This window comes from Comamonas aquatica NBRC 14918 (assembly GCF_000739875.1).
GTDB classification, from domain to species: domain Bacteria; phylum Pseudomonadota; class Gammaproteobacteria; order Burkholderiales; family Burkholderiaceae_C; genus Comamonas; species Comamonas aquatica.
On record NZ_BBJR01000025.1, the window covers coordinates 1 to 20,400 of the forward strand.

General features: G+C 66.4%; 20 protein-coding genes. 6 read left to right on the top strand and 14 right to left on the bottom strand.

The window, feature by feature from the left end; genetic code table 11:
• Window positions 1–91: 91 nt before the first annotated feature.
• The 4 genes from CA2_RS03745 to CA2_RS03760 form a co-directional block, all read right to left on the bottom strand.
• Window positions 92–487 carry a VOC family protein gene (locus CA2_RS03745; protein WP_042413041.1) on the bottom strand — a complete coding sequence of 132 codons (396 nt, stop codon included), beginning with the start codon at window positions 485–487 and terminating at the stop codon, window positions 92–94.
• 278 nt (window positions 488–765) lie between these two features.
• Window positions 766–2,049 carry a TRAP transporter large permease gene (locus CA2_RS03750; RefSeq protein ID WP_042412823.1) on the bottom strand — a complete coding sequence of 428 codons (1,284 nt, stop codon included), beginning with the start codon at window positions 2,047–2,049 and terminating at the stop codon, window positions 766–768.
• Between the two features lie 27 nt (window positions 2,050–2,076).
• A complete protein-coding gene (locus tag CA2_RS03755; RefSeq protein WP_042412826.1) occupies window positions 2,077–2,592 on the bottom strand; it encodes a TRAP transporter small permease in 516 nt (171 codons plus the stop codon).
• Window positions 2,593–2,806: 214 nt separating this feature from the next.
• The gene (locus tag CA2_RS03760; protein ID WP_042412828.1) at window positions 2,807–3,793 is read right to left on the bottom strand and encodes a TRAP transporter substrate-binding protein; all 987 of its coding nucleotides are present in this window, start codon (window positions 3,791–3,793) and stop codon (window positions 2,807–2,809) included.
• Window positions 3,794–4,150: 357 nt separating this feature from the next.
• On the opposite strand from CA2_RS03760, the gene CA2_RS03765 reads away from it, so the two are divergent.
• A complete protein-coding gene (locus CA2_RS03765) occupies window positions 4,151–4,513 on the top strand; it encodes a hypothetical protein (RefSeq protein WP_042412830.1) in 363 nt (120 codons plus the stop codon).
• A gap of 133 nt (window positions 4,514–4,646) precedes the next feature.
• Here CA2_RS03765 and CA2_RS03770 read toward each other — a convergent pair whose 3' ends face one another.
• Complete coding sequence (locus CA2_RS03770; RefSeq protein WP_042412831.1) at window positions 4,647–5,198, bottom strand: NADPH-dependent FMN reductase; 552 nt, start codon at window positions 5,196–5,198, stop codon at window positions 4,647–4,649.
• A gap of 137 nt (window positions 5,199–5,335) precedes the next feature.
• On the opposite strand from CA2_RS03770, the gene CA2_RS03775 reads away from it, so the two are divergent.
• Both CA2_RS03775 and CA2_RS03780 read left to right on the top strand, forming a co-directional pair.
• Window positions 5,336–6,079 carry an energy-coupling factor ABC transporter ATP-binding protein gene (locus CA2_RS03775; RefSeq protein WP_042412832.1) on the top strand — a complete coding sequence of 248 codons (744 nt, stop codon included), beginning with the start codon at window positions 5,336–5,338 and terminating at the stop codon, window positions 6,077–6,079.
• Between the two features lie 2 nt (window positions 6,080–6,081).
• A complete protein-coding gene (locus tag CA2_RS03780) occupies window positions 6,082–6,675 on the top strand; it encodes an energy-coupling factor transporter transmembrane component T family protein (RefSeq protein ID WP_042412833.1) in 594 nt (197 codons plus the stop codon).
• A 129-nt stretch (window positions 6,676–6,804) separates the two neighbouring features.
• Here CA2_RS03780 and CA2_RS03785 read toward each other — a convergent pair whose 3' ends face one another.
• From CA2_RS03785 to CA2_RS03795, 3 genes are all read right to left on the bottom strand, one after another.
• Window positions 6,805–7,242, bottom strand: coding sequence for a universal stress protein (locus CA2_RS03785; RefSeq protein ID WP_042412834.1), 438 nt, complete (start codon window positions 7,240–7,242; stop codon window positions 6,805–6,807).
• Window positions 7,243–7,351: 109 nt separating this feature from the next.
• Window positions 7,352–8,122: a 2OG-Fe dioxygenase family protein gene (locus CA2_RS03790; protein WP_042412836.1), complete on the bottom strand. Its 771-nt coding sequence runs from the start codon at window positions 8,120–8,122 to the stop codon at window positions 7,352–7,354.
• A gap of 203 nt (window positions 8,123–8,325) precedes the next feature.
• Window positions 8,326–10,017, bottom strand: a complete 1,692-nt coding sequence (locus tag CA2_RS03795) for a long-chain fatty acid--CoA ligase (protein WP_042412838.1) — start codon at window positions 10,015–10,017, stop codon at window positions 8,326–8,328.
• A 235-nt stretch (window positions 10,018–10,252) separates the two neighbouring features.
• On the opposite strand from CA2_RS03795, the gene CA2_RS17905 reads away from it, so the two are divergent.
• On the top strand, window positions 10,253–10,450 hold the full coding sequence (locus tag CA2_RS17905; protein WP_155895456.1) for a hypothetical protein: 198 nt from the start codon (window positions 10,253–10,255) through the stop codon (window positions 10,448–10,450).
• Window positions 10,451–10,588: 138 nt separating this feature from the next.
• Here the strand turns inward: CA2_RS17905 and CA2_RS03800 are convergent, their stop codons facing one another.
• The 4 genes from CA2_RS03800 to panD all read right to left on the bottom strand — a co-directional run bounded on the left by CA2_RS03800 (window position 10,589) and on the right by panD (window position 14,911).
• On the bottom strand, window positions 10,589–12,439 hold the full coding sequence (locus CA2_RS03800; protein ID WP_156105951.1) for a DUF4153 domain-containing protein: 1,851 nt from the start codon (window positions 12,437–12,439) through the stop codon (window positions 10,589–10,591).
• Window positions 12,440–12,630: 191 nt separating this feature from the next.
• Window positions 12,631–13,479: a pantoate--beta-alanine ligase gene (gene panC, locus CA2_RS03805; protein WP_042412843.1), complete on the bottom strand. Its 849-nt coding sequence runs from the start codon at window positions 13,477–13,479 to the stop codon at window positions 12,631–12,633.
• Between the two features lie 37 nt (window positions 13,480–13,516).
• Entirely contained in the window at window positions 13,517–14,410 is an 894-nt protein-coding gene (gene panB, locus CA2_RS03810; protein ID WP_042412845.1) for a 3-methyl-2-oxobutanoate hydroxymethyltransferase, read from the bottom strand.
• Between the two features lie 120 nt (window positions 14,411–14,530).
• Window positions 14,531–14,911: an aspartate 1-decarboxylase gene (panD, locus tag CA2_RS03815; RefSeq protein WP_042412846.1), complete on the bottom strand. Its 381-nt coding sequence runs from the start codon at window positions 14,909–14,911 to the stop codon at window positions 14,531–14,533.
• A gap of 207 nt (window positions 14,912–15,118) precedes the next feature.
• Here panD and CA2_RS03820 point away from each other — a divergent pair, with 207 nt between their 5' ends.
• On the top strand, window positions 15,119–15,589 hold the full coding sequence (locus tag CA2_RS03820; protein WP_245620874.1) for a DUF4260 domain-containing protein: 471 nt from the start codon (window positions 15,119–15,121) through the stop codon (window positions 15,587–15,589).
• A gap of 57 nt (window positions 15,590–15,646) precedes the next feature.
• Here the strand turns inward: CA2_RS03820 and hrpA are convergent, their stop codons facing one another.
• A complete protein-coding gene (hrpA, locus tag CA2_RS03825; protein ID WP_042412848.1) occupies window positions 15,647–19,696 on the bottom strand; it encodes an ATP-dependent RNA helicase HrpA in 4,050 nt (1,349 codons plus the stop codon).
• A 107-nt stretch (window positions 19,697–19,803) separates the two neighbouring features.
• Between hrpA and CA2_RS18715 the strand changes: the two genes are divergently transcribed.
• Window positions 19,804–19,929, top strand: a complete 126-nt coding sequence (locus tag CA2_RS18715) for a hypothetical protein (protein ID WP_281176749.1) — start codon at window positions 19,804–19,806, stop codon at window positions 19,927–19,929.
• Here the strand turns inward: CA2_RS18715 and CA2_RS03830 are convergent.
• Window positions 19,905–20,261 carry a hypothetical protein gene (locus CA2_RS03830; RefSeq protein WP_042412850.1) on the bottom strand — a complete coding sequence of 119 codons (357 nt, stop codon included), beginning with the start codon at window positions 20,259–20,261 and terminating at the stop codon, window positions 19,905–19,907. The genes CA2_RS18715 and CA2_RS03830 overlap by 25 nt on opposite strands.
• Window positions 20,262–20,400: the final 139 nt, after the last annotated feature.

Below are 20,400 nucleotides of genomic sequence, written 5' to 3' on the forward strand. Positions count from 1 at the left end.
GAGCGCTCAATGGCCAGCATTCGTCTTAGTGCTTCTGTGGAAGCAGATCCCTGCTGTGGTAGCCAGACTAAATGGCGCTGAACATCAGCCTTCAGATGTAGTGGCCCGCGCGCTGCAGCACTTCTATCTTGTAGCCGTCCGGATCCTGGATGAAGAAAAAGCGCGCGAGCATTTCGTCTCCACGCTTGAACTCCTTTATGGGGGCTGGATTGATCCCAGCGCCCGTCATTCGCTCATGCTCTTTGTCCAGCTCTTCAACAGCCACGGCGATATGCCCATAACCATCGCCGTGTGAATAGGGCTCTTCTCTGCCTTTGTTCCAGGTCAGCTCAATTTCAAAGTCGTTCTGCTCATTGCGCAAGTAAACGAGGGAAAAATCTGGGAAGTCCAGTCGATGACTGACTGAGAGTCCCAATGCGTCAGCGTAGAACTTGAGCGAGCGCTCGAGGTCATGAACGCGAATCATTGTGTGGATTATTTTGGCCAAGGTGGTACCTCTCGTATTGATATTGAAGAACTGCTGAGCATGACGCACAGTAGCTCTGCGAAGTTGAAAGTAACGATGCTGTTAATAGCACACACTTCTAGTTTCAGCTCAATAGTGCAATTGAAGCCGAAGCAGCGAGAAAATTTGTTCGCGCTGCGCCTGGATCCTGACAGTCAGTCTTGAGCAATCAAGGCCTTTTTTATTGCCCTTTTGCGCGACCCACCTTGCATAAAAAACGCCCGGAACATCCGGGCGTTGTGCTTGGTGCGGCGCGCGACTCAGAAGCCCAGGGAGTGCGGCAGCCACACCGACAGGGCAGGCACAAAGGTCAGCAGCAGCAGCACGATCAGTTGCGCCACTAGGAAAATCGGCAGCTCGCGGTTGAGTTCGGACAACGAGGTTTTCGTCGCCACACAGGTCACGAACAGCAAGCCCCCGACCGGCGGTGTGATCATGCCCAGTGTCAGGTTGACCACCACCACCATGGCGAAATGGATGGGATCGATGCCCAGGGCGTTCGCAATCGGCGCCAGGATGGGCACCAGAATCATGATGCCGGGCAGTGGCTCCATGAAGATGCCAAAGATCAGCAGCAGCACGTTCACCGCCAGCAGGAACATGATGGGCGACAGCTCCCAGCTGATGATCAGCTCGGACAAGTACTGGGGCACGCCCTCCACCGTCAGAATCCAGGCGAACGGCTGGGAGGCCGCCATCACCAGCAACACCGACGCCGTCAGCAATGCCGAACGCGAGGTGATGGCAGGGATCGCACTCCAGTGCAGCGTGCGGTAGATCCACTTGCCGCAGATGAAGGCGTACACCACTGCCACGACCGAGGCCTCGGTGGGGGTGAACACCCCGAAGCGGATACCAATAATGATCAAGGCCACCAGCAGCAGCACGGGGATGGCCTTGATGGTGTTGAGCAGCATATCCTTGCCGGACGGACGTGCTTCGGTGGAACGGTAGCCGCGCTGCCGGCTCACCCACCAATTCACCGCACACAGCGCTGCGGCAATCAGCAGGCCCGGCACAAAACCCGCGATAAACAGCGCGCCCACCGAGACGTTCTCATCCTGCAAAGAGTAGATGATCATGCTGATCGACGGTGGAATGATGGGACCGATGATGGCCGAATTGGCCGTCAACGCGGCCGCATACGGACGGTCATAGCCGGCCTTGGTCATCATCTTGGTCATCATGGCGCCGGGCCCGGCTGCATCGGCCAGGGCAGAGCCCGAGATCCCTGCAAACAGCACCGACGACCCCACGTTGGCATAGCCCAGGCCACCACGCAGGTGCCCCACGAACTGCGCGGCAAAACGCAGCAGCACCTGGGTCAGCGCGCCGCCCGACATCAGCTCGGCCGCAAAGATGAAGAACGGCACGGCCATCAGCGGAAAGCTGTCGATGCCGGTGAACATTTCCTTGAACACCACCAGTTGGGGGTACTTGCCCCCCACAAACACGGCGATGGCGGAAGCGATGGCCAAGGCAAAGGCCACCGGAAAGCCCAGCACCATCAACAGCACCAGGCCCACAATCAAAGTCAAAGTCATTTTTTTGAATCCCTGTCCCGACCTGGCTTACAGCGAGCCTGCGGCTTCACCATCGATCTCTTCGGTGCGCGCGTAGTCGCCCTCCAGCACATAACGGCGGGCAATCAGCAGCAGGTGCACCAGCATCAGCACAAAGCCCACCGGCATCGCGGCATAGATGAAGGAGATCGGAATGTCTGTGGCGGCCGTGCTCTGAAAACGCGTGCGCCAGACATAGTCGCTGGAGGCCACCGCCATGAATATGAAGAAGGCCGACAGGCCCAGCAGCACCAGCGAGCGCATCACGCGCGCCATGCGCGTGCTCACGGCGCGGTGCAGGTTGTCGATGGCGACATGGCCGCCAAAGCGCAGGGCCAGGCCGGCGCCCAGGAAGGCCACCCAGATCATCATGTGGCGGGCCACCTCTTCGGCCCAGATAATGGAGTCGCCCGTGGTGTAGCGCAGCACCACGTTGGTGAAGATGATGCCGGCCATGGCCAGCAGCAGCACGATCAAAATCCAGCGGTTGGCGGCCACCAGCCACCGTTCAATGCAATTCAGCATACGTCGATAGAGCGTGGGGGGCGGGCTACCGGCCCACCCTGCACGCGGCTCTTTCTCGAAAAGAGTGCAGACACCCCGGGCATGCAAGGACTTCATTGCCCGGGCACCCAAACACGGTCTTGCGCCATCCGCCCGAAGGCAAAAAGCCTGCGCGGCCCTGGGGCTCACGCAGGCACTCCGATGCCAGGCCTGGCATCGCGCAAGCCGTGCTGGCTTACTTCACGTTGGCAATCGCATCCAGCGTCTGTTGGCCGAACTTCTTCGCGTACTGCTTGTACGCGGGCTCCAGGGCCGTGCGGAAGGCCGCCGTGTCGACCTTCTCGACCACCTGCATGCCATGGCTCTTGGCCATTTCCACGCCCTTGGTTTCCACGTCGTCCACGAAGGCACGCGACGCTACGCCACCGGCCTTGGCACCTTCGGTGAAGGCGGCCTTTTGCGCGTCGGTCAGGCTGCCCCAGAAGGTGGGCGACAGGATCAGCACCATGGGCGCATACACGTGGGCCGTCAGCGACAGGTGCTTTTGCACTTCCCACAGCTTGGAGGAGGTCAGCACGGAAATGGGATTTTCCTGGCCGTCGATGGTGCCCTGCTGCAGGGCGCTGATCACTTCAGGCCAGGACATGGGGGTGGGCGACGCACCCAGGGTGCGGAAGGCCGTGATGTGCACAGGGTTCTCGGTCACGCGGATCTTCAGGCCCTTCATATCGGGCACGCCCTTGACCGCCACCTTGTTGTTGGTCAGGTGGCGAAAGCCCTGCTCCCCCCAGGCCAGTGCCACCAGGCCGCGCTGCTTGAACTTGCCCAGCAGGTCCTGGCCAAACTTGCCGTCCAGCACGGCACGGGCGTGCTTGGTGTCACGGAACAGGAAGGGAATATCCACGATGCCGACATCGCCCACAAAGTTGCTCAACGCACCGGTGGAGACAATTGCGGCTTCCACCGTACCCAGTTGCAGGCCTTCGATCAACTCGCGCTCACCGCCCAGCGCGCTGGATGGAAACTGCTTGATGGCAAAGGCGCCACCGGTGGCCTTTTCCACGGATTCCGTCCAGGCCTTGGCCGCAGCACCGTAGTGCGAATTCACGGCCAGCGCATAGCCCATCTTCACTTCTTTGGGGGCGGCCACTGCGGTGCCTGCTGCGGTCGCCAGCGCAGCGGTGGCGCAGGCGGCAATAAAAGTACGGCGAATCATGACCATGGGAGTCCTTGTTGTCGGTAGTAATCGGTGGAGCCAGGGGCTGCAGCTACGCCATCTGCAAAACAGAACGCGCGCGGCAGGCCGCAGCAATGTGACACACATTTTAAAAATATTGGCCCGCACCAAGATTAGGCGGAAACCCTGGAAATTCGTCACAAATCACCAACAAAAACAGGCACTTGCACGCACCAAAACAATGATTTTGGCCACCTAAGTAGAAGTACGCACATAGCCAAACACGAAGGCTGGTACCCGCTGGGTGTGCACAAAGCCCCACCCGATCGCAGCACAAATAGTTACACAGTGTTTCCAGCGTCTACAATGATTCGGGCTAACCCTAGTTTTCAGACATTCACCATGGCCGCACGCAAACCCGCTGCTTCCAGCAGCAATGACTCCCAACTGGCTTCCTTTCTGATGCTGAGCGTCGCGATCCTGGTCGGCGCACTGGTGCTCGGCGGCTACTGGATGCAGCAGCAGCGTGCCGACCAGGCCGAGCTGCGCCAGCAGGCGGACGTGTACGAAACCTACCTGTACAACACGCGCAACACCCCGGCGCCCGCGCCGGAGGCCCCATCGCGCGCAGCCCAGGCCCAGCAAGTGCGGCAATATCTGCTGGACCACCCGGCCGTCACCCCCGGCCCCGGCTTCAACCGCCCTGGCGTGCAAAGCACGGGCAAGACCATCGTCGACGCCATCGACAGCGCCAAGGCCCCGTAAACACACTAAAAAAGAAGAGCTGCCAGCGCTTATGCTTGCTGCTTTTTACAGAGAAAACCTCTGCAAAAGCACACAGTACCTGCGCTGGCAGCTCTCTTTTTAAGGTTGCGTCAGAGCGGCTGCACCCCTCGGCCTAGCGTTTGTGCTGCGCCACCCAGCCGGCGAACAGTTCGACAAACTTCTGCAGGAACGCACGGCTTTGCTCGCCCACGCTGCCATCGGCGTTGAAAAAGCCGTCCTTGGCCTGCAGGAACATCTCCGGCTGCCCCAGCGTGGGCATGTTCAGGTAGGCCAGCACATTGCGCAAATGCTGCTGCGCCAGCGCCGTGCCGATGGCGCCGACCGACATGCCGATCACCGCCGCCGGCTTGCCGTCCCAGACGCTGTGCCCATAGGGGCGCGACCCCTGGTCCAGCGCATTCTTGAGCACACCGGGCATGGAGCGGTTGTACTCCGGCGTCACGAACAGCACCGCATCGGCGCTGCGGATGGCATCGCGGAACTGCTTGACCACGGCCACCTCGTGGCCGTCGGCGTCCTGGTTGTACAAGGGCAGCTCCCCGATCGCCACCTCCTTGAACTGCACCTGCGCAGGGGCCAGCTTGATCAAGGCATGCGCCAGCTGGCGGTTGAACGATTCCTTGCGCAGACTGCCCACGATCACCGCAATTTGGTATTGGCTCATCACAAAACTCCTGGGTTGGGAATGCCAACCATTATGGGCAGCCACCCGCGCCCAGCGCGTGGGCACCGTCCTACATGGCCGCCCGGCCCGGGCCCATCGGGCACAATGCGCCCTGCCTTGCCCTTCGCCCCATCTGCATGACCTTGACCGCCGCTGCCGCCCCCGACTTTGCCCCTGCGCCCCACCTGGCGCTGCAGCAGGTGCGCCTGCAACGTGGCCGCACCACGGTGTTCGACGGACTTAGCCTGTCGCTGGCCGAGCCGCGCATCGGCCTGATCGGTGACAACGGCGCCGGCAAGACCAGCCTGCTGCGCCTGCTGTGTGGCCTGGAAGTGCCCGACACCGGCCGGGTGCTGAGCCAGGGCCAGGACCTGCATGCCGCCGGCAGCCTGCGCGCCCGCTGGGTCGGCATGATGTTCCAGAACCCGGACGACCAGATCATCTTCCCCACCGTGCTGGAGGAGCTGGCCCTGGGCCTGCGCCCACAGGGGCTGAGCAAGCAGCAGGCCCAGGCACAGGCCTTGGCCTTCCTGCAGCAGCGCGGCCTGCAGGACTGGGCCGAGCGTGCGGTCACCAGCCTCAGCCAGGGCCAGCGCCAGCAGGTGTGCTGGCTGGCGCTGCTGCTGGCCGGCCCGCGCAGCCTGCTGCTGGACGAGCCCTACGCCAGCCTGGACCTGCCGGGCCAGGCACGCCTGGCGCGCGACATAGCGCAGGCACCGCAACAAATCATCGTCTCCACCCACCTGCTGGAGCATGTGCGTCATTTCGAGCGCGTGCTCTGGCTGGATGCGGGCCAGTTGCGTGCCGACGGCCCCGGCGCCACGGTCTGCGCGGCCTACGAGGCCGATGTGCGCCAGCGCCTGCAGGCCCTGGGCAACTGAGCATGGGCAGCCTCTACAGCGAACACCACACCTGGCTGCACGGCCTGCGCCCCGGCCTCAAGCTGGGGCTGATGGCCGTGCTCAGCACCGTGCTGTTCCTGCTGCAGGCTCCGTGGGCCCTGGCACTGTGCGCCCTGGGCTGTGCCGTGCTGTGGTTCAGCCTGGGAGCGGCCACGCGCGTAGCGCGGCGCCTCATCGCCTCGGTGCTGATCGCCGCCGCGCTGATCGCCGTCTTCCACGCCGTCATGGGCCACTACGCGCTGGCCACCGTCAGCGCCCTGCGCCTGGCCTGTGCCTCCACCCTGGGCGTGGCGCTGACGGTCAGCACCCACCCCACCCAGCTGCTGCAGTTGCTGGAACAACTGCTCGCCCCACTGGGCCGGCTGGGCTTTCCCTCCGAGCGCTTTGCCCTGCAGCTGGCGCTGATGCTGCGCTTCATCGAGCATTTCTTCGTGCAGTGGAAGCGCCTGGACGAAGCCCACCGCCTGCGCACCGGCAACGGCGGCGGCATCCGCCTGCTGGCCCCGCTGAGCATCCAGATGCTGCAAACCGCACGGCGCGTGGCCGATGCGCTGTACGCCCGCCTGGGCCAGTAGGTCCACCCGGCCAGCGGCGGCAGCCCACCGTCCCCCAGCCCGCCATAAAAAAACGCTGCCGAAGCAGCGTTGTGCAAGCAACTCGCCCCCGCGGGCCTGTCAGGCCGGCCTGGGGCGGGGTGCGCGTGTTCAGTCGCGCACCACCAGCACCGGCACATGGGCGGTCTGCAGCACGCGCTGCGCCACGCTGCCCAGCACCAGCTTTTCCAGGCCACGGCGGCCGTGCGAGCCCATGACGATCAGGTCGGCACCCACGTTCTCGCCCACGCGCGCAATGCCTTCGTGCACGGCATGGCCCTCGCCCACCAGGGTCTTGACCGCCACGCCGGCGTCGGCCATGGTCTTTTGCACGTCTTCCAGCGCCTTGTTGGCTTCGGCGGTGGCCGCGCTCAGGTACTGGGCCTGGCCATAGGCAAAGTCGGCGCCCACGCCCGTGAAGGGATAGGGATCGAGCACGTAGACGGCGGTGACTTCGCTGCCAAAGGCCTTGGCCAACTCGGCGGCCTTGGTCACGGCCAGCATGGAAGTGGCCGAACCGTCCACCGGAACCAGAATGTGCTTGAACATGGATAACTCCTCGTTGTGTGAAACAGGGGCTGGCATGTGCCAGCCCATGGATGCAGTCTGCCCCTGTAGTACACCGACTGTCTTGACGCGTGTCAAATCAGACAGGAACTCAGACTGGATTCTTGCCCTCATCGCCCTGGAAGCACTGCCGGCGGCAGGTCACCACCAGGGTGTCGCGCGCGCCGTGGCGGGCCTCGTCCAGGGGCTGGATGGGGGTGGATTCGTGGATCATGCGGGCATCGTCTAGCAGCATCAGCGACCAGGGCTCGGTCAGGGTGAAGCGCAGCCCGCTGGGGCCGCTGGCCTCGAACACACGAGTCTCGCCCCCCTTCACGCCTTCGCGCCCCACCAGGAACACGGCGACCAGGTCCACGCCGTCGCGGTGCGCACCTTCGGGCGTCGGGCGGCCGATGCCGCTGGCCGTGTCGATGCGGAACTGGTGCGCCTCCACAAAGCAGGGCTCGGCCGGATCGGGCGCAAACAGCTGCTGCGACAGCTGGGCCAGCTTGGCAATCAGCTGCTGCCACACGGCCAGCTGCGTGGTGTGGGCCAGCATGGGCGCAAACCAGCGCTCCATGCCGCCATGCAAGGCGTTGTACTTGACCGGCTGCCAGTGCGCGCGGTGCGGCACCTGCTGCACGGCATCGCCCTGCACCCGGAAGCTGGCATGGCGGCGAAAGCGGTAGCGTCCGCCGTCGCGCAGGAATTCATCGGGCGGCAGGGACGCCCAGTCCGGGGTCAGCGCCATCAGGTCCGCCACCTCGCAGCCAATCCAGGCCGCTGTATCCGCGGGCTGCAGCACGGCATAGCCATGGTCGCGCAACTGGTCGGCGACGCGGTTGGGGGAATGGTAGGGAGGGGGAAAAGTGACATGGGCCATAGCGCCCCAAGCTTACTCCTCGGCAGCGGCCCTGCCGGGCTGGTGCGCCAGAAAATGCTTGATCTGCCGCAGCCACGGGGCGGATGTTGCCTTTGAATAAAAATGGCTGCCAGCACGCATCCCACCTGCGCGGGCAGCTATGAAAAACGCCAACCGCTGCCCACACCGGGTCCACCATCGGCTGGTGGAGCCCGGCGCTGGCCTCAGGCGGTGGCAGTCTCGGCCTCCTGCAGCAGGCGCCACATCACCTTGCCGCTGCCGCTCTTGGGCAGGGCGTCGACAAAGGACACCAGGCGTGGCACCTTGTAGGCGGCCATGTTGTCGCGGCACCAGGCGATGATGCTTTCCTCGGTCTCCTGCCCCTGGTGGCTGGCGCGCAGCACCACCACGGCCTTGACCGTCTCGCCGCGGTAGGCGTCCTTGGCGGCGATCACACAGGCCTCCTGGATGGCGGGGTGGCGGAACATCAGCGCCTCCACCTCGGCCGGCCAGACCTTGAAGCCGCTGGCATTGATCATGCGCTTGAGGCGGTCGGTGATGAAGAAGTAGCCATCCTCGTCCACGCGCCCCAGGTCGCCGGTGCGGAAGAACCGCTGCCCGTCGATCTCCACAAACACCGCGCGGGTCGCGGCCTCGTTGCGCCAGTAGCCCTGGAAGACCTGCGGGCCGCACACCACGATCTCGCCCTGCTCACCCACGGGCATTTCCTGCAGCGTGTCGGGGTCGACCACGCGCGCATCGGTGCTGATGAAGGGGATGCCCAGGCACTGCTGCTTGGCATGCTCGGGCGGGTTGTTGTGCGAGGGGGCCGCGGTTTCTGTCAGCCCATAGCCCTCCTGGTAGCGCAGGCCATAGGCCTCGAACAACCGCTGCGCCACTGCCTGGGGCATGGCGGCGCCGCCACCGCCGATGTAGGTCAGGCTGCTGAGGTCGAACTGCTGGAAGTTCGGGCTGGCAAACAGGTCGATCACCATGGTCGGGATGTTGGTCCAGTTGGTGACCTTGTACTGCGAGATCAGGCGCCCGGCCAGCTCCCGGTCCCAGCGCGGCATCAGCACCATGCTGCCGCCGGCGTAGATGGTGGAATGCATCATGGACACCATGCCCGTGATGTGGAACATGGGGATGACCGCCAGGGTCACGTTCTCGCTGGTGGCCGCCCCCCACACCGCGCTGGCCACGGCATTGAACATGATGCTGGCGTGCGTGTGCATGCAGCCCTTGGGCAGGCCGGTGGTGCCGCTGGTGTAGGGCAGCACGCTCAGGTCCTGCGGGCCCACCGTCAGCGCCGGTGCGGGCGCAGTGCAGGCCAGCGCCTGGTCCCAGGGCACGACCTGCCCGCCCTCCAGCTGCAGGGCCGGGCGCGGCATGGTCAGCCAGGCCTGCCAGACTTCGGGCACCGGCTCGCGCTGCGCGGGTGGCGGCAGATAGTCGCCCAGCTGGGTCACCACCACCTGCTGCAGGCCCTGGCCGGCGGGCAAGGCATTGCTGGCCTTAACCAGCTCGGCCCCCAGGTCGGCCGTGGTGATGGCCACCTGGACCTCGCCGTCGGTGATGTAGTGCTTGAGTTCCTCGGCCAGGTTCATCGGGTTCACCGGCACCACCACGGCGTTCGCGCGCAGGATGGCAAAGTGCGCCAGCACCAGCTGGGGCAGGTTCTGCATCAGCAGGATCACGCGGTCGCCCTGGCGCACGCCGGCGCTGTGCAGGTGGGCGGCCAGGCGCTCGGCCCCCTCGGCGAGTTCGCGGTAGCTGACGGCCCGGCCGAAGAAGTGCAGCGCGGGCTTGGACGGGTAACGGCGCGCACTGATCGCCAGGTTGTCCCACAACGAGGTGGCGGGAGGCATCAAGGTCCGGGGGGTGCGACGGGGCCAGTGTTGGAAGTGTGCGCGCATGAAGCAGGTCCGTGAGAGGGTTGCGAATGCCCTGAAACTATCGCCTCCACCCGGGCGGCGCATTCGGGTAGGTCCCCACCCGGGGTCACGTGCGTGACCCGTTTTCGGGTTTCACCCTGCGGAACCTGCGAACGAACACGCTGTCATCCAACGCCGCGATCGGCACCGGCTTCGACAAACTGTCACATATGCGGCGCAGCATGCGCTATCCAAGTTGAAGCATGGAGCCCCCCGCATGGTGACCGACCCCGCGCAAGCCTGCCGTTTCTGGATGGCCTCGCTGCTCAGCATTGCGGACCTCAGTCCCGCGGCTGCGCCACCTGCCCCTGCTCCCAGCCCGCGCGCACCGGGAGTTCGCCCCCCATGGCGCCCGCATCCGGTGTACCTGTATGTGCTGTGGCCCCACCTGGCCTTGTTGCTGTATGCCGGTTGATTTCAATGGTCAAAACGGCTTCAGGAGCTTATCCACTTTGTGTTAACAGCTACACAATCAGGAGCTCCCCCAGCGCGGCCCCTGCCAACCAGCAGCGGCGGCCGCTCGCGCCTGGGGTTGCCCCCACTCGGACCGACCTCAGTCACGCAGGCGCCCTGCCGGCAGGTCCTGCGCCCCCGTCACCACCACATCGTTCCAGCGCGGGGTCTGCACGGACAACTGGCCTTCTTGCACGGCCTGGGCCAGTTGCGCACGCCCCTCGGGTGACAGCCCTCCCCAGGCCAACTGCCCCACCCGCGTCCAGCCGCCCTGCGCCTGCGGACCAAACACCTGGCAACTGGTGGTGTAGCCCCCCAGACGGCAGACCAGTGGCAAGGGCGGGCCCTGGCGCTCCAGCGGCAGTTGCAAGACCAGGCAGCGCACATCCTCACGCAGGCAATGCGCCAGATGATCGCGCAGCGGCGGCGTTTCGATGGCGGCCCACCAGTCCTGCGCCGGGCGTTCGTGCCCTGGCGCCAGCTCCAGGTGGCCGGCCAGCGGCTGCGGCGGGGCTTCGGCCCGCGGCGCGCGCGTCATGCGCTCTGTCGCCACCAGCACCTGGGCCAGCCACTGGGCGACCTCCCCGGTGGCAAAGCGCGCCTCGGACTGCAAGGACTGCAGCGCGGCCAAGCCATGGCGGCCATGTTCCCAGCGCAGGCTGTCCAGATCGGCCAGGGACACCGGGGCCGTGGACTGCAGCAGGCGCTCGCGCTGGCTGGCCGCGCCCAGGCGGTAGGGATCGAGCAACGGCGTGTGCAGCAGCACCAGCAGCACCACCACCAGCCAGGACATGGCCGGATTCAGGCGCTGCACGCCCTCCAGCCAGGGACCTTGCCAGCTGCGCACCGCCATCACGGCATAGCCCACGGCATACAGCAACAGCACTGCAGCCATGACCACCGCCCAGACGCGCTCGTGCGTCCAGCCGTATTGCTGCACACGCAGACAGACGGCCCACAGGGCCAGCCCCGCCAGCACCGGCATGGCCACCAGGGCAGCACCGATCAGGGCCCGCACTGGCGCGGGATAGGGTTCCTCGCTCGCCGCGCCGTCCTGGTAGACGGCGTTCACAAACAGCAGCATCCACAGCCACACGCCCATCAGCAGCGGCGCGGCCTTGCGCGTCTCCCACAGACTTTGCACCCCCGTGAAAGGCAGGAACAGCACGAACAGCACCACCACCAGTGACAGCAAGGGCAACAGCAGCTTGCACAGCGCCAGCGCCAACTGCAACAGCATGCGCAACGGTTTGGGCTGGCCACGGGCCAGCACCAGGCCCACGCCGACCATGCCCCCGGTCGCCAGACAGACGAACAGCGGCTGCGTGAAGGTGGTGACAAACAACTTCACCTTTAGCAGCGCGAACAAGCCCGCCCACAGCCCCAGCACCGACCAGCACAGCCCCACAAATTTGGTGACAAAGCCAATCACCATGGCGTTGTTCCAGGCGTGCGTGAACAAGCTGGCATACGGCACATGGCGCAGGCTGCGGTGTTGCAACAGCGCCTGCACCCAGGCTAGGACCACCAGCAGCAGCGCGCCCTGGGCCAGCAGCCAGGGCCACCAGATGCGGGGCAGCCAGCGATCGCCCATGAACCACACGACGCTGAAGTTCAACCCCGCCGTCACGGCGCCGACCACGGCCAGGCTGGCCCACCACAGGCGGTCGCGCAGTTGCAGCGCCGACATCATCGCAAACAGCGAGACCGCCAGCAGCAGCGACAGCCAGGGCGCGCGCGCCTGGGGTTCGCTGCCCAGCCAGCCCTGCACAAAGGCGTAGACCAGCCCGCCTTGCAACAAGCCGGTCAGCACCAGCATTTCACGCGTCAGGCGCGGCAAGGCAGGCAGGGAGGACGTGGCCTCCGGGGACACCGGGGCAGAGGAAGGGGCAATGGACATGGGCAAGGCGATGGCCCGCACCGGGTGGTGCGGGCCGGGGACAGATGACACAGTGCACCAGCGTAGCAGCCCTGCCGTGCCACGCCAACAACAGGCGATGTGCGCCAACGCTGGGGCATGGTGGACAAGCGCTCAGATGCCCGGCCCTGACACCACCCCGACCTGCCAGCTGGCGGGCCGCAGCGGACCTGCCGCAGAAAGCCCCCTCACCCCACGGTGGTCCGGGCTGGGGTACCTAGCGCCTAGAACTCGAGGTTGTCGATCAAGCGGGTGCTGCCCAGGCGGGCGGCGCCCAGGGCCACCAGCGGCGACGACGGGGCCGCACCGGCGGCCGGGGGCAGCAGGTCGTCCCGCTGGCGCACGGTCAGGTAGTCGGGCTGCCAGCCCAGGGCCGTCAGGCGTTCCATGGCCTGGGCTTCGAGCTGCGCCAGCGGCTGCTGCGTCTGGCGCACCTGGGTGGCCAGCCACTCCAGCTGCGCATACAGCGCGCGGGCCTGGGCCCGCTGCTCGGCGCTGAGGTAGGCATTGCGCGAACTCAGGGCCAGGCCGTCCCCGGCCCGCTCCGTGTCCACCCCGACGATCTGCACGGGCAGCGCAAACTGCTGCACCATGTGGCGGATCACCAGCAACTGCTGGTAGTCCTTCTTGCCAAAGACCCCGACCCCGCCGCCCGCGGCACCGAACACGCAGGCGAACAGCTTCATCACCACGGTGCACACGCCGGTAAAGAAGCCCGGGCGGAAATGCCCTTCCAGGATGTCCGCCAGCGCCGGATCGGGCTGCAGCTTGAAGGTCTGGGGCTGGGGGTACAGGTCCGGCTCGCGCGGGGCGAACAGCACGTCGCAGCCCTGTGCCTGCAGCTTAGCGCAGTCGGCCTCGAAGGTGCGCGGGTAGCTGTCGAAGTCTTCGTGCGGCAGGAACTGCAGGCGGTTGACGAAGATGCTGGCGACGGTGACATCGCCATGCCCGCGCGCATGGCGCACCAGGGACAGGTGGCCGTCGTGCAGGTTACCCATGGTGGGCACAAAGGCGGGCCGACCACGGCCGGCCAGGGTCTGGCGCAAGGCCTCGACGGTGTGAACGATCTGCATGGCAGCAATCTCTCTGGGGTGGGAAACGCCCGGTGGCTTACCAGGCGTGCAATTGGTTGTCCGGGAAGCTGCCGGCCTTCACGGCCTGCACGTAGGCCTGCATGGCCCCCTTGATGCTGCCGGCCTCCTGCATGAAGTTGTGCACGAACTTGGGCATCTTGCCCAGGTTCATGCCCAGCATGTCGTGCAGCACCAGCACCTGCCCGGCCGTGCCGTTGCCGGCGCCAATGCCGATGGTGTGGCAGTGCGCCAGCTCCTGGGTGATGCTGGCGGCCAGGGCCGCCGGCACCATCTCCAGCACCAGCATGGCCGCGCCGGCGTTCTGCAGCTCCAGCGACTGCTGGCGCAGCAGCTGCGCGGCGGCTTCGTCCTTGCCCTGGACGCGGTAGCCGCCCAGGGCGTACACGGTCTGCGGTGTCAGCCCCAGGTGGGCGCACACGGGCACCCCGCGCGCCACCAGGAACTCCACCGTGCGGGCCGTCCAGCCGCCACCCTCCAGCTTGACCATGTGCGCACCGGCCTGCATCAGGGCGCAGGCATTGCGCATGGCCTGCTCGGCGCTTTCGGCGTAGCTGCCATAGGGCATGTCGGCCACCAGCCAGGTCGTGCCCTGGCTGCGGTGCAGGCCGCGCGCCACGCTGGCCGTGTGGTAGACCATGTCCTCCACCGACACGCCCACGGTGCTGTGCCGCCCCTGGCAGACCATGCCCAGGGAGTCGCCCACCAGGATGCAGTCCACGCCCGCCGCATCGGCCACGGCCGCAAACGTGGCGTCGTAGGCCGTCAGCATGGCGATCTTTTCGCCCTGCGCCCGCATGTGCGCCAGGCGCGGCAGGCTCACCGGCTTGCGGGCCGGCATGGGGGATGCGGGGGGGATGGTTCCGTACGGCGTGCCCGTGGGGACACCGCCATCTGTGTGCAATGAAGTCATGTCGGTCAATCACCTGCGCCACGGTGGCGGGGGCGCTGGCGCCCTGCCCGCCCGGGCTGGTTCAACGGAGCCCCCGGGCACCCAGCGCCCGGGGAACATGGAAAGCGGCTCAGCGCCGGTTCACAGCGTCTGCGTCGGCACCTTGTGGCGCAGCTCGGTCTGGCGGTTGTGTTCGTCCACGAACACCAGCTGGGGCTGGTGCTCCGCGACATCGCTTTCGTGCACCTGGGCAAAGGCGGCAATGATCAGCAGATCGCCCACGGCGGCACGGCGCGCGGCCGAGCCATTCACCGAAATCATGCCGCTGCCGCGCTGCCCCTTGATGGCGTAAGTGACGAAGCGCTCGCCGTTGTCAATGTTCCAGATGTGGATCTGCTCGTTTTCGGCGATGTTGGCAGCGTCCAGCAGATCCTCGTCGATCGCGCACGAGCCTTCGTAGTGCAGCTCGCATTGCGTGGTCTTGACCCGGTGGATCTTGGACTTCAAAAGTGTGCGGAACATGGTGTCTCCCTGTCTGTGTCTGTGGCACACCGCTGTGGGTTGTCACCAAGCACCCACTTGCGCGGCGTCCCTTGTTGCGCCGCCGCATTGTGCACGCGCCGGCCCCGGGGCTCAAGCCCAAAACACCCAGGTTTGTGACGGCCAAGCTTGACGCTGGTGCAGCGATATGGCGCGGCCACCCGCCACCGGCCCGCTAGGATGCGGGGCATGTCCATCCATACCGACTCCCTGGCGCCCCCCATGACCGGAGCCGTCACCGGCGCCCTGCGCACCACCTTGCGCCTTGAAGGGCTGTGCGTGCTGCTGGTCGCCACGGCCTGCTATGCCCGCTACGGCCAGGGCTGGGGCTGGTTTGCCACCCTGTTCCTGGTGCCGGACCTGGCCTTTCTGGGCTACCTGGCCGGGGCCCGCGTGGGCGCCATCGCCTACAACCTGAGCCACGCCTACATCGGCACCCTGGCCTGCCTGCTGGCCGGCGTGCTGCTGCCGCACCCGTTGTGGCTGGCGGCCGGCCTGATCTGGGCGGCGCACATCGGCTTTGACCGGGCCTTGGGCTACGGCCTGAAATATGCGCAAGGCTTTGGCTTCACGCACCTGGGCCTGATCGGCAAGCAGGCACGGGGTACGGCGGGTACGGCGGCTGCGCCGCAGGCCCCCAGCGCCACCGCGCAGCGCTGAGGCATTGCCCCGGCCACCGCAACAGCGGCCGGAGCGCACGCGGCGCCTCGCGCCCGTTCACTGCTGCAGCTGGCCCCAGACCTTGTCCAGGCGCTTGGCACTGACCGGGTACGGCGTGCGCAGCTCCTGCGCGAAAAAGCTCACGCGCAGCTCCTCCAGCATCCAGCGGTACTCTTGCATGCGTGCGTCCACCTGGCCCTTGCGCTCGGCCACCAGGCGCCAGTAGCGCTGCTCCAGCGGCTGCAGTTCCTTGAGCTTGGCGGCATCGCGCGCCGGATCGGCGCGGTACTTGTCCAGGCGCGTGGTGATGGCCTTGAGGTAGCGCGCGTAATGCCCCAGCTGGGCCCAGGGGGCCACGGCGATGAAGTTCTTAGGCATCAGCTTTTGTAGCTGCTCGCCCGCGTCCTTCGTGGCTTCCGGAGCATTTTTGGTGTCCTTGATCTTGCGCGCCGCAGCGGCGTACTCGGTCAGGATGGTGCCGGCCATGCGGGCCACCTCGTTGGCGATCAGGGTCAGGCGCCCGCGCCCGTCCTGCACGCGCTGATGGAAATCCGCCGCATTCGCGGGCAGGGGCTCCTGCAGGAAGGCACGGTCGATCGCCACATCGATGATCTGGGCGCGCAGCTCCTCCTGCGTGCCCAGCGGCATGTAGGCCACGGCCATCTTCTGCAGGTCCGGGATGTTCTTTTCCAGGTACTTGAGCGCGTCCTTGATCTGCAGCGCAAACAGGCGGCGCAGGCCCACGCGGTGGCGGGCGGCGGCCACCTCGGGCTCATCGAACACCTCGATGCCGACCTCGCTGCCATGGTCGATCAGCGCGGGAAAGCCGATCAGGGTGGTGCTGCCCTTGCTGATCTCCATCAGCTCGGGCAGCTCGCCAAAGCTCCAGGCGGTGTAGCGCTGCTCGGCCTTCTGGGCCGGCGACTTGGGAGGTGCGACCTTGTCGTTTTTAGGAGCTGCCTGCGCTTGCCCTGCTTGCGCTAGAGGCTGTTTTTGCTCTGAAGACTTGGGCGCCTCGACGGTGCTGCTGACCTTGAGCGCCGCCAGCGCCTGAAAGGCACCGCGTGCCTTGGCGCCCCACTCGGCCTTGAGGGCGGCCAGATTGCGGCCCTGGCCCAGCTGGCGGCCGTGCTCGTCGATCACACGGAAGTTCATGAACAGGTGCGGGCTGAGCATGTCCAGCTTGAAGTCGGCGCGCTTGACGTCCAGCGAGGTCTCGTCGCGCACCTGCTTGAGCAGGGCCTCAATCAGCCCGCCCTTGGCCCAGCGCTCGGACTGCGTGAACAGCTCGGCCAGGCGCGCCGCGTTCTCGGGCAGCGGCACGAAACGGCTGCGCGGGCGCTGCGGCAGGCTCTTGAGCAGGGCCTGGATCTTGTCCTTGAGCATGCCGGGCACCAGCCACTCGGCGCGCTCCTCGGACACTTGGTTGAGCACGAACAGCGGCACGGTGACGGTGACGCCATCGCGCGCATCGCCGGGGCTGTGCAGGTAGGCCGCGCTGCAGTCCACACCGCCCAGCTTGACCACCTTGGGGAAGTTGTCGGTGGTGATGCCGGCGGCCTCGTGGCGCATCAGCTCGTCCCTGGACAGGCGCAGCAGCTCGGGCTGGCCCTTGCCCGCGGCGCGGAACCACTGGTCGAAGGTGGCGCCGCTGTACACGTCGCGCGGCAGGTGCTGGTCGTAGAAGGCGAAGATCAGCTCGTCGTCCACCAGCACGTCCTGGCGGCGGCTCTTGTGCTCCAGCTCCTCGACCTTGCGCACCAGCTTGAGGTTGGCGGCCAGGAAGTGCCAGTGCGTGTCCCACTCGCCCTCCACCAGCGCCTGGCGGATGAACTGGGTGCGCGCCGCATCGGGATCGACCCGGCCGTAGCTGACGCGGCGGCCGCTGTAGACCACCAGGCCGTAGAGCGTGGCGCGCTCCAGCGCCACCACGTCGGCCTGCTTCTTGGACCAGTGCGGGTCCAGCAGCTGCTTTTTCAGCAGGTGCGCGCCCACCTCCTCCAGCCACTGCGGCTCGATGGCGGCAATGCCGCGGCCATACAGGCGCGAGGTCTCGACCTGCTCGGCCGCCACGATCCAGCGCCCGGGCTTCTTGCTCAGGTGGGCACCGGGGTGCGGGTGGAACTTGATGCCGTGCGCGCCCAGGTAGGCGTCGCTCTCCTCGCCCTTGTAGCCGATGTTGCCCAGCAGACCGGACAGCATGGACAGGTGCACGGCGTCGTAGCCGGCGGCCTCGGTGTTGATCTGCCAGCGGTGCTCCTTGACCACCGTCAGCAGCTGGGAATGGATGTCGCGCCACTCGCGCACGCGGCGGATGTTGATGTAGTTCTGGCGCAGCAACTGTTCCCACTGGCGGTTGCTGAGCTTGTGCGTGGCGTCCTCCACCGTTTCGGATGGGTTGAACAGCGCCAGCCGCTCCTCCACCGTGCCCTCGGGCTGCGCGCCGCTGGCGCGCTGGCTGACCGGCAGGAAGGCCTGGTTGCGCGCCGAAGGCTTGGCCGCGGGCTTGCTTTGCGCCGCCATCTCCGCGCGCGTCTTGGCCACCACCTTGCCGCCGCGCGCGTCCTGCAGCCATTTCCACAGGCGCAGGTAGCCGGTGAACTCGCTTTTCTCGTCATCGAACTTGGCATGCTGCTGGTCGGCCTGCTGCTGGGCTTCCAGCGGCCGGTCGCGCACGTCCGGCACCGACAGGGCCGAGGCAATCACCAGCACCTCGGCCACGGCACCGCGCGCACGCGCCTCCAGAATCATGCGCCCCACGCGCGGGTCCAGCGGCAGGCGGGCCAGCTCCTGGCCCATGGGCAGCAGGTGGCCGCGCTCGTCCACGGCGCCCAGCTCGGCCAGCAGCTGGTAGCCGTCGGCAATGGCACGGCCCGAGGGCGCTTCCAGGAACGGGAAGTTCACCACATCGCCCAGGCCCAGCGACTTCATGCGCAGGATCACGCCAGCCAGCGAGCTGCGCAGGATTTCCGGGTCGGTGAAGCGGGCGCGGCTGGTGAAATCGGCCTCGTCGTACAGGCGGATGCAGATGCCGTGGGCCACGCGGCCGCAGCGGCCGGCGCGCTGGTTGGCGGCCGCCTGGCTGATGGGCTCGACCAGCAACTGCTCCACCTTGCTACGGAAGGAATAGCGCTTGACGCGCGCCGTGCCTGCGTCAATCACGTATCGGATGCCAGGTACCGTGAGCGAAGTTTCGGCCACGTTGGTGGCCAGCACGATGCGCCGGCCGGTGTGGCCATCAAAGATGCGGTCCTGCTCGGCCTGCGACAGGCGCGAAAACAGTGGCAGCACCTCGGCGCTGCGCAACGCCGGGTAGTTCTGCAGGTGCTTGCGCAGGTGGTCGGCGGCCTCGCGGATCTCGCGCTCGCCCGGCAGGAAGACCAGGATGTCGCCCCCCGCGCCACCCTGCCACAGCTCATCCACGCCCTCGGCGATGGCGTCGTGCAGGTCGTAGTCCTTCTTTTCCTCGAAGGGCCGCCAGCGCATCTCCACCGGGTAGGTGCGGCCCGAGACCATGATCACCGGCGCAGGCCCTTGGGCGCTTTCGAAGTGCTTGGCAAAACGGTCGGCGTCGATGGTGGCAGAGGTCACCACCACCTTCAGGTCCGGGCGCTTGGGCAGGATCTGCTTGAGGTAGCCCAGCAGGAAGTCGATGTTCAGGCTGCGCTCGTGCGCCTCGTCGATGATCAGCGTGTCGTAGGCGCGCAGCAAGGGGTCGGTCTGCGTCTCGGCCAGCAAGATGCCGTCCGTCATCAGCTTGACCGAGGCGCCCTTTTGCAGCGTGTCCTGGAAGCGCACCTTGTAGCCCACCACCTCGCCCAGCGGGGTGTTCAGTTCCTCGGCAATGCGCTTGGCCACGGAGCTGGCCGCAATCCGGCGTGGCTGCGTGTGGCCGATCAGGCGGCCGCGCACCTGGCCGTGGGCATCGGGCTGCGCATTCAGCTTGCCCCGCCCCAGCGCCAGGGCAATCTTGGGCAACTGCGTGGTCTTGCCCGAGCCGGTCTCGCCACAGACGATGATGACCTGGTGGCGCTCCATGGCCTCCATGATTTCGGTGCGGCGACTGGAGACTGGGAGTGACTCGGGAAAGGTGATCTTCAAGGACATAAGGGGCGCAATTATCCCCGTACTGCCCCGGCGCTGCAGGCCAGCGCGGCAAAACAAAGGCCCAGCGGATCAGGCAGGGCCCAGGTCGGCATGGAGAGGGACACGCCTTGCAGTCATACCCACCCTTCGACTGCGGCGGCTACGAGCACCGCGTGCCCGCCCTGCCGGGGACCGAACGCCCCACGGCCGGGGCGCGGTGCCTGCGCGCTTATTTCTTGCGGGTGTCCACGTAGCCCGCGCCCAGGCCGAAGTTCAGACCCTGCTGGCCGAAGGAGTAGCCGACATCACCGCCCAGGTAGATGTTGTCCTTGCCCAGATAGGCCACACCCACGTTCGGGCGCAGGCTGCGGTCGGCGAAGGAGTAATCCACGCCCAGCGTCGCTGCAGCCTTGTCCTCCTTGTCGGTGGAGAACATCTTGACGCCCAGCGCCGGGCCGGAGACGGGCTTGGGCCCGCCAAAGGTCCAGGTCAGGCCGGCGCCCCAGCCCACATCCGCCAGGGCCGCCGTGGACAAGGTGGCGGCGGCCAGGGCGCAGCCGGTGAGGGTCCAGATTCGTGATCGCATGCAAAACCTCCTGATGTCGTTGCTTTGTGAGTGACCCATTCTGGGGATGACCGCGCCGCTCATCCTTCCTGCACGCCTTGCATGCCTGTCAGACAAGACGCCACACGCATTTCCTTACAGGGTCTAAGCCCAGCCATCT

Excerpts from the sequence above, each read along its gene's own strand:
- CA2_RS03750 (WP_042412823.1), bottom strand. The coding sequence starts at position 2,049 with ATGACTTTGACTTTGATTGTGGGCCTGGTGCTGTTGATGGTGCTGGGC.
- CA2_RS03755 (WP_042412826.1), bottom strand. The coding sequence starts at position 2,592 with ATGCTGAATTGCATTGAACGGTGGCTGGTGGCCGCCAACCGCTGGATT.
- CA2_RS03760 (WP_042412828.1), bottom strand. The coding sequence starts at position 3,793 with ATGGTCATGATTCGCCGTACTTTTATTGCCGCCTGCGCCACCGCTGCG.
- CA2_RS03765 (WP_042412830.1), top strand. The coding sequence starts at position 4,151 with ATGGCCGCACGCAAACCCGCTGCTTCCAGCAGCAATGACTCCCAACTG.
- CA2_RS03770 (WP_042412831.1), bottom strand. The coding sequence starts at position 5,198 with ATGAGCCAATACCAAATTGCGGTGATCGTGGGCAGTCTGCGCAAGGAA.
- CA2_RS03775 (WP_042412832.1), top strand. The coding sequence starts at position 5,336 with ATGACCTTGACCGCCGCTGCCGCCCCCGACTTTGCCCCTGCGCCCCAC.
- CA2_RS03780 (WP_042412833.1), top strand. The coding sequence starts at position 6,082 with ATGGGCAGCCTCTACAGCGAACACCACACCTGGCTGCACGGCCTGCGC.
- CA2_RS03785 (WP_042412834.1), bottom strand. The coding sequence starts at position 7,242 with ATGTTCAAGCACATTCTGGTTCCGGTGGACGGTTCGGCCACTTCCATG.
- CA2_RS03790 (WP_042412836.1), bottom strand. The coding sequence starts at position 8,122 with ATGGCCCATGTCACTTTTCCCCCTCCCTACCATTCCCCCAACCGCGTC.
- CA2_RS03795 (WP_042412838.1), bottom strand. The coding sequence starts at position 10,017 with ATGCGCGCACACTTCCAACACTGGCCCCGTCGCACCCCCCGGACCTTG.
- CA2_RS17905 (WP_155895456.1), top strand. The coding sequence starts at position 10,253 with ATGGTGACCGACCCCGCGCAAGCCTGCCGTTTCTGGATGGCCTCGCTG.
- panC (WP_042412843.1), bottom strand. The coding sequence starts at position 13,479 with ATGCAGATCGTTCACACCGTCGAGGCCTTGCGCCAGACCCTGGCCGGC.
- panB (WP_042412845.1), bottom strand. The coding sequence starts at position 14,410 with ATGACTTCATTGCACACAGATGGCGGTGTCCCCACGGGCACGCCGTAC.
- panD (WP_042412846.1), bottom strand. The coding sequence starts at position 14,911 with ATGTTCCGCACACTTTTGAAGTCCAAGATCCACCGGGTCAAGACCACG.
- CA2_RS03820 (WP_245620874.1), top strand. The coding sequence starts at position 15,119 with ATGTCCATCCATACCGACTCCCTGGCGCCCCCCATGACCGGAGCCGTC.
- hrpA (WP_042412848.1), bottom strand. The coding sequence starts at position 19,696 with ATGTCCTTGAAGATCACCTTTCCCGAGTCACTCCCAGTCTCCAGTCGC.
- CA2_RS03830 (WP_042412850.1), bottom strand. The coding sequence starts at position 20,261 with ATGCGATCACGAATCTGGACCCTCACCGGCTGCGCCCTGGCCGCCGCC.